The 6,972-nt window shown below is 69.3% G+C and carries 6 protein-coding genes; 1 reads left to right on the top strand and 5 read right to left on the bottom strand.

The window, feature by feature from the left end:
• Positions 1-173: 173 nt before the first annotated feature.
• From QNJ12_RS22820 to QNJ12_RS22805, 4 genes are all read right to left on the bottom strand, one after another.
• A complete protein-coding gene (locus QNJ12_RS22820) occupies positions 174-920 on the bottom strand; it encodes an SDR family oxidoreductase (protein WP_300626283.1) in 747 nt (248 codons plus the stop codon).
• 113 nt (positions 921-1,033) lie between these two features.
• Positions 1,034-2,362: a hemolysin family protein gene (locus QNJ12_RS22815; RefSeq protein WP_300626280.1), complete on the bottom strand. Its 1,329-nt coding sequence runs from the start codon at positions 2,360-2,362 to the stop codon at positions 1,034-1,036.
• Positions 2,359-2,889, bottom strand: a complete 531-nt coding sequence (gene ybeY, locus QNJ12_RS22810; RefSeq protein WP_300626278.1) for an rRNA maturation RNase YbeY — start codon at positions 2,887-2,889, stop codon at positions 2,359-2,361. The genes QNJ12_RS22815 and ybeY overlap by 4 nt, the downstream gene beginning before the upstream one ends.
• Entirely contained in the window at positions 2,882-3,901 is a 1,020-nt protein-coding gene (locus QNJ12_RS22805) for a PhoH family protein (protein ID WP_300626277.1), read from the bottom strand. Before QNJ12_RS22805 ends, ybeY begins: the two co-directional genes overlap by 8 nt.
• Positions 3,902-4,134: 233 nt before the next feature.
• Here QNJ12_RS22805 and QNJ12_RS22800 point away from each other — a divergent pair, with 233 nt between their 5' ends.
• Entirely contained in the window at positions 4,135-6,522 is a 2,388-nt protein-coding gene (locus tag QNJ12_RS22800) for a bifunctional diguanylate cyclase/phosphodiesterase (protein WP_300626275.1), read from the top strand.
• 51 nt (positions 6,523-6,573) lie between these two features.
• On the opposite strand, the gene QNJ12_RS22795 is transcribed toward QNJ12_RS22800, so the two are convergent.
• Positions 6,574-6,972, bottom strand: a 399-nt coding sequence (locus tag QNJ12_RS22795) for an MMPL family transporter (protein ID WP_300626274.1), incomplete at its 5' end; no start/stop codon positions are given.

The raw sequence follows: 6,972 nt of genomic DNA, 5'->3' as shown, positions 1-6,972 counted from the left end.
GCTCGGCGCCGCAGCCAGCGCGGTCGGCGTCGCGGCCGGCGGGTTCGTCGCGTTCGCCACCAACCTCCGGATGCCGTTCATCGTGGGCGGCGCGATCACCCTGATCGCAGCCGTGCTGTTCGCCCGCCCGGTGCTCCGGGGGTTGGCCGGCGAGGATCTGCCGGCGCTGTGATTCAGCGCGCCCCGCGCACGCCGGCGCCCCCGTCGATGACGTAGGTCTCGCCGGTGATCCACGACGCCTGATCGGAGGCCAGGAACACCGCGAGGTTGGCGATGTCCTCGGGTTCGCCGAGGCGTTGCAGCGGGAGTGCCTCGGCGAGGCTCGTCCCGAAGTTCTCGACCAGCACGGCGGCGAAGTCGGTCTTGACGAGGCCGGGGGCGATGCCGACCACGCGGTTGGGCCCGAGCTCGTGGGCCAGCTGGCGTGTGAGGTGGATCAGCGCAGCCTTGGTGAGGTTGTAGACACCGAGTCCGTACTCGGTTCGCATCCCGCCGACCGATGCGATGTTGATGATCACGCCGGGGTGCTCGGAGAACGCACGGGTGTGCGCGGCCTTGGCCCAGTAGAGCGGACCGCGCAAGTTGACGTCGAACGTCTTGTCGTACTTCGACGGCTCGACGTCGAGCGTTCCGCCGTAGTGCGGATTGGTCGCGGCATTGTTGACCAGGACGTCGAGCCGGCCGAAGCGCTCGATCGTCGCCGCGACGCAGGCGTCGGCCGCATCGATGTCGCCGGCGTTGGCCGCGAACACCGCGGTGTCACCGCCGATCTCGGCGGCTGCCGCCTCGAGCTGATCCTGCTTGCGGGACGACAGCATCACGGAGGCGCCGGCATCGACCATGCCCTTGGCGATGGCCTTGCCGATGCCCTTCGACGCGCCGGTCACGAGCGCGACCTTCCCCTCCAGCGATATCTGCATGGGGGCAACGTACTGTGGCGCACCCACCGACGATCACCCGGAGACCGTGGGTGCCCGTCTCCGCCCCATGGAGGCGGGCCGCCGCACCGAGCACGACGGCGGACCGGCAGGACTCAGCCCGAGGCGTGCGCGGCGTCGTCGTCGGCGTGCTCGACGCGGTCGTCGACGATCTCGAACGCCCGGACGCGCACGAGGCGGATCCGGCGCCCCTCGACCTCCTCGGCGGTGAAGTGCCAGTGCTCGAGCTGCAGCTCCTCACCCGGCACCGGCACGTGCTCGAGCGTGCTGAACACCAGCCCGCCGAGCGTGTCCCAGTCGTCGTTCGGCAAGTCGCCGCCCAGCAGCTCGTTGAGCTCGTCGATGGAGATGCCACCGTCGACCAGGTAGTCGCCGTTGGGCAGCCGCTCGACGGCATGCTCCTCGATGTCGTACTCGTCGACGATCTCGCCGACCAGCTCCTCGAGGCAGTCCTCGAGCGTGATGAGGCCGACCACGTCGCCGTACTCGTCGGCGACGATCGCCAGGTGGAACTTGCCGGCCTGCATCTCGCGCATCAGCCGGCTGACCGGCTTGTTCTCGGGGATGAAGCGGACGGGCCGGACAAGGTCGAGCACCGACAGATCGCCGCGCCCCTCTCGCTCGGCCCGGATGAGGTCCTTCGTGTACGCGAGCCCGATGACGTCGGAGTCGCCGGGGCCGAACACGGGCAGCCGGCTGTAGCCGTTGGCGATGGCCAGGTCGAGCGACGAGGAGATCGAGGCCTCGTTGGGGATGATCACCATGTCGGGTCGCGGCACCATGACCTCGCGGGCCACGGTGTCGCCGAACTCGATGATGCTCTCGATCAGCTCGCGTTCCTCGTGCTCGATCACCTCGTCCTCTGCTGCGGCCTCGACGATGCCGAGCAGCTCTTGCTCGCTGACGAACGGACCCTGCTTCAGGCCCTTGCCGCGGACGATGACGTTGGTGAGACCGATCAGCGCACGGGACACGAGCCGGAGCGGCGGGAACGACACCAGCGCACGGACGGGGCGTGCGGTCCGCAGCGCGGCCCGCTCGGGGTGGATGACGGCGTAGGTCTTCGGGACCGCCTCGGCCATGACGAAGAACACGATCACGTTCAGCGTGACACCGATCGCGACACCCCAGGCGCCGAACAGGCGGCCGGAGACGATGCCGGTCAGGGTGGCCTGCACGGTCTGGCAGATGTTGACGGTGAGCAGCAGCGGGTTCACCCAGCGCTCGGGTTCGTCGACGAGACGGGTCAGCGCCCTGCCCGGGCGTCCGCCCTCCTCGGCGAGCGCGGCTGCCTTCGGCTTGGTCATCTTCGACAGGCCCATCTCGGCGGCGGCCAGGAAGACCAGCACCAGCAGCAGCGCGAAGATGACGATCAGCATCAGCGTGTCGGCCGTGGTGACCGTCGCGGCGATCACGCCGCTCATGACGCGCCCTGTTCGTGCACGAACCCGGCGGGTGGCCCGCCATGCCAGTGGAGCTCGCTCAGCAGTTCGATCTCACGGGCACGCATCAGCCGCGCCTCGTCGGGTTCCGCGTGGTCGTGGCCGAGCACGTGCAGCACGCCGTGCACGGTCAGCAACGCGAGCTCGTCGTCGACCGTGCCGGCGTGGGAAGGGGCCGCCTCGGCCGCGACCGCGGGGCACACGACCACGTCGCCGAGCAGGACCGGACCGACGAGGTGGTCGCCGTACGCGTCGCCGGCATCGAGGGGGAACGACAGGACGTCGGTGGGTCCGTCCTCGCCCATGTGCTCACGGTTGAGCGCCGCGATCTCGGCTCGGTCGACGAACGTGAGCGTCAGCTCACCGTGGGCGCCCTCGCGCCGCAACACGGCCGCCGCGAGGGCGGCCCACCGTGGGGCATCGATCGCCATCTCGGTCTGTTCGTCGCTGACCACGACGTCGACTCCGGATGACGCCTCGACGCCGGTGGGACTCGCCGGGTCAGCCATCGGCCGACACCCCCCGTTGTCGACGGTGCTCTCGGTGTCCGGCATCGGCGCCCCGTCGTGAGGACGCGTCCTCACGCTCGTAGGCGGCGACGATGTCGGCCACGATCTGATGACGAACGACGTCGGCGGCGGTCAGGTTGACGAAGGCCAGCTGGTCGATGCCGCCGAGTACCCGTTCGAGCCCCCTGACACCCGAGCGACCGTCGGGAACGTCGACCTGGGTGGCGTCGCCGGTGACGACCACCTTCGAGCCGAACCCGATCCGGGTCAGGAACATCTTCATCTGCTCGGGCGTGGTGTTCTGCGCCTCGTCGAGGATGATGAAGCTGTTGTTGAGCGTGCGGCCCCGCATGAAGGCGAGGGGTGCGACCTCGACGGTGCCGCGCTCGAGCAGCCGGGCAGCCCCCTCGGGGTCGACCATGTCGTACAGCGCGTCGTAGAGCGGTCGCAGGTAGGGGTCGATCTTGGCCATCAGGTCCCCGGGCAGGAAGCCGAGCCGCTCGCCGGCCTCGACCGCAGGGCGGGTGAGGATGATCCGCTGGACCTGCTTCGCCTGGAGGGCCTGGACCGCCATCGCCACGGCCAACCACGACTTGCCGGTCCCCGCCGGCCCGACACCGAACGTGATGATGTTGTTGCGGATGGCATCGACGTAGCGCTTCTGACCCGCGGTCTTCGGGCGGACGTTGCGACCCTTGGCGCCCTTCAGCACCTGATGGGTCAGTACCTCGGTGGGGCGCTCGTCGGAACGAACCATGCCGATCGCCCGGTCAACCGTGCGATCGTCGAGCTCGTGGCCGCGCTCGACCAGCCCGACGAGCTCTTCGAACAGCCGGCCGACCTGCTCGGCATCGGCGCCGCGCAGCGAGATCTCGTTGCCTCGCACCGACACCGACGTCTCGGGGAACTGCTCTTCGACGCGCCGCAGGTACTGATCGCGAGGTCCGAGCAGCGCCGTCATGAGGTGCTGGCCGGGCACGACGACGGTCGTCAGCGTGTCAGTGCTGGTCATATGGTCGCTGGCCGCCATCGGCGCTCATCGATCACACGGTAGCGCCTGTCGGACCCGTGTCGATACCCCCCTTCGCGGGTTCTGCGCCGGTGGCCGAGAGCCGGGCATCGGGCTCTCGCTGATCACTTCGAGAAATCCCTACGGAATCTTGAACGACGCGCCGATAGATGAGTCACGGCGAGCGGAGGGAAACAACCACTCGCCTCGTACCAGGCACCATCGAACGGAGTCCCATGAGTCGAGTTCAACGCGCTGCACCCTGGCTGTACGCCGTGGTTGCGCTCGTGCTGTTGCTCTGGCTCGCCGCCCGAGGAGACGTCGCCGGGTGGGTCTGGCACGGCTCGATCGGTGCCGTCGTGATCACAGCGGGGTTCTTCGCCTGGCGAATCAACGCCATGCCGGCCGTGTTCGGCTTGGGCCTCGCCCTCGCCGCCGCCCGACTCCACGCTATCGTCGTCGCCGACTCGGCCGCTCGCTCCGATCTCCGCTGGAGCGATTCCCTCCCGACCTTGGCCGTCGGCATCGGATTCACGTTGGTCCTCGGCGTGGCGGTCACGCTGCGCCACGGAGCGATGGGCCGCCGCGACGCGCTCGATGCGGCCGCCGTCGCCGTCGGCGCCGCCCTGACGGCGTGGATCGTCATCGCCAATCCGCTGATCGATCGATTCGACGTCGGCACGGGCCTCGCCGTCGTCTCGGCCGGCTATCTCCCGGCGGCGGTGCTCCTGACCGCGTTCACGATCGACGTGCTGGTGAGCGGCCTGACGTCCAACCGTGCGATGCAGTTCGTCGTGGCCGCAGCGACCGCCAATCTCGTTGCCGCCGTGCTCACCGGACTCCGGCAGGTCGACGTCGTGTCGACGGACTGGCGGCCGATCGCGTCGGCCTGCTTCGCCGCCGCCCTGTTCCTGACCGCAGCCGGCATGGCCCACCCGAGCGGCCCCGCCACCATCACCCGCCGGGCCGTCGAGCCGAAGGAACGCCCCCACCGTCGCAGCCGCCTCCTGCTCATCACCGCGACGTTCCTCACGCCGATCACGGTCACCGCCGGCGTGTCGCCCACGTCCACCACCGACCTCGTGGTCCGGGTGACCGGCACGGCCCTCCTCGTCGCCGTCGTCGCCGTCCGCATGTGGATCGCCGTCGTCGACGACGACCGGGCCCGCAACGACCTGCTCGTCCGGCTGAACCGCGACGAGCTGACCAACCTGTCGACGCGCGAGCCGTTCGTCGCGAGCGTCGACGACGTGCTCGAGACCACCTGGCGGTCCGAGCGCCGCCCCACGATCATCCAGGTCAACCTCGATCGATTCAAGAACATCAACGACAGCCTGGGGCACCACGACGCGAACCGCGTGCTCGCCGAGATCGGCCGGCGGCTGGCCGCGGTCGCCGCTGCCCACGACGGGCACGCAGCCCGCTCGGGCGGTGACGACTTCCTGTTGCTCGTCGGCTCGACGACGTCGACGACAGAGGCGATGGCGCTCGTCGACGACGTCAGGAGCTCGCTGCGTCGGGCCATCTCGATCGGCGAGGACTCGATCTTCGTGACGGCCAGCATCGGTGTCGCCGTCGCCCCGTCGAACCGAACCCTCACGGCCGACGAGTTGATCAGGCGGGCCGACATCGCGACCCACCGCGCCAAAGCGGAGGGCCGTAATCGCCTGGTGCTGTTCGACGACTCGATGCAGGCGCGTCTCGCCCACCGCATGGACGTCGAGCACGCGCTCCACGGCGCGATCGAGCGGCACGAGATGCGCCTCTACCATCAGCCGATCGTCGACGTCGCGACGGGCGACGTGCACGGCTTCGAGTCCCTGATCCGCTGGCAGCGCCCCGACGGCACGCTGGTGCTGCCGAACGACTTCATCGCGATCGCCGAGGAGACCGGCGTGATCAACGACATCGGTGCGTGGGCGCTCGAGCATGCACTGACAGCCCTCCGCGGGTGGATCGAGGACGGTGTCGTCAACGGTTCGACCACGGTCTCGGTCAACGTGTCGCCACACCAGATCGCCGACCCGGGCTTCTCCGATGTCGTGCGCAACGCACTCGAACGCAGCGGCATGCCCCCGCACCTCCTCTGGATCGAGATGACCGAGTCGATGATGCTCGACGAGCCCGAGCTGGCACAGACCACCCTCCGCCGCGTCAGGTCGATGGGCGTTCGCATCGCGCTCGACGACTTCGGTACCGGGTACTCGTCCTTGTCGCTCCTCCGGCAGTTCCCGATCCAGCGCATCAAGATCGACCGCGAGTTCGTCCACGGCCTCGCCCACAGCGCGAACGACCGGTCGCTGGTCCGCACGATCATCGCCATGGGCCAGTCGATGGGTCTCGACCTGGTCGGCGAGGGCGTCGAGACGGTGCACCAGCTGCACTCGCTACGCGAGCTGGGCTGCGACAAGGCGCAGGGGTTCCTGGTGAGCCACCCGGTGCCGAGCGACGCCATGCGGTCCACCATGTCGGCGCTGAGCGAGCTCGCCGACCTCTCGATCTTCACGTCAGCGCCCAAGTTCGAGGTGGTTCGCCCGGCCGAGACCGAGCCGACCGCCCCGCGGATGACACCGCAACCGATCGGCGCGATCGGTCCCGGCCCGCTCGGCGGCCCGCAGCTCTGAGCTACTCGGCCCGGCCGCTCGACCCGCCCTCGACCAGCCGCTGGCCCAGCTTCAGTTCGTCGACGGCGACCGGACTGCCGTGTCCCGTGCGTGCGGCTGGTAGTCGAACTCGCCGTGCGTCACCTCGTCGATGAGGTGCTCGCGCTCCTCCCCCTTGCGGGACGGGGTGATCAGCAGCAGCAGGCTCGGCAGCACGAGCAGCGACACCAGCAACGAGAAGAAGATCATCACCGCGGTGAGGACGCCGAACATCTCGAACATCGGCATCGGCGCCATCGCCATGACGAAGAAGCCGGTCATCGACGTGACCGCCGAGATCGCCAGCGCACCGCCGGTGCCCTCGCCGGCTCGACGCAGGGCCGGGAACCGGCTCGGTTCGTGCTCGAACTCCTCGATGAACCGCATCGTGAAGTGGGTCGCGTAGTCGACGCCGACACCGACGGCGATCGC

Origin of the sequence: Ilumatobacter sp. (assembly GCF_030065885.1) — a bacterium.
GTDB lineage: Bacteria > Actinomycetota > Acidimicrobiia > Acidimicrobiales > Ilumatobacteraceae > Ilumatobacter.
The sequence above is the reverse complement of the archived record's forward strand: the minus strand, read 5'-3'. Positions and strand labels throughout refer to the sequence as shown.

Bases quoted from the DNA above. Each gene is read 5' to 3' on its own strand.
- QNJ12_RS22820 (WP_300626283.1), bottom strand. From the start codon at position 920: ATGCAGATATCGCTGGAGGGGAAGGTCGCGCTCGTGACCGGCGCGTCG.
- QNJ12_RS22815 (WP_300626280.1), bottom strand. From the start codon at position 2,362: ATGAGCGGCGTGATCGCCGCGACGGTCACCACGGCCGACACGCTGATG.
- ybeY (WP_300626278.1), bottom strand. From the start codon at position 2,889: ATGGCTGACCCGGCGAGTCCCACCGGCGTCGAGGCGTCATCCGGAGTC.
- QNJ12_RS22805 (WP_300626277.1), bottom strand. From the start codon at position 3,901: ATGACCAGCACTGACACGCTGACGACCGTCGTCGTGCCCGGCCAGCAC.
- QNJ12_RS22800 (WP_300626275.1), top strand. From the start codon at position 4,135: ATGAGTCGAGTTCAACGCGCTGCACCCTGGCTGTACGCCGTGGTTGCG.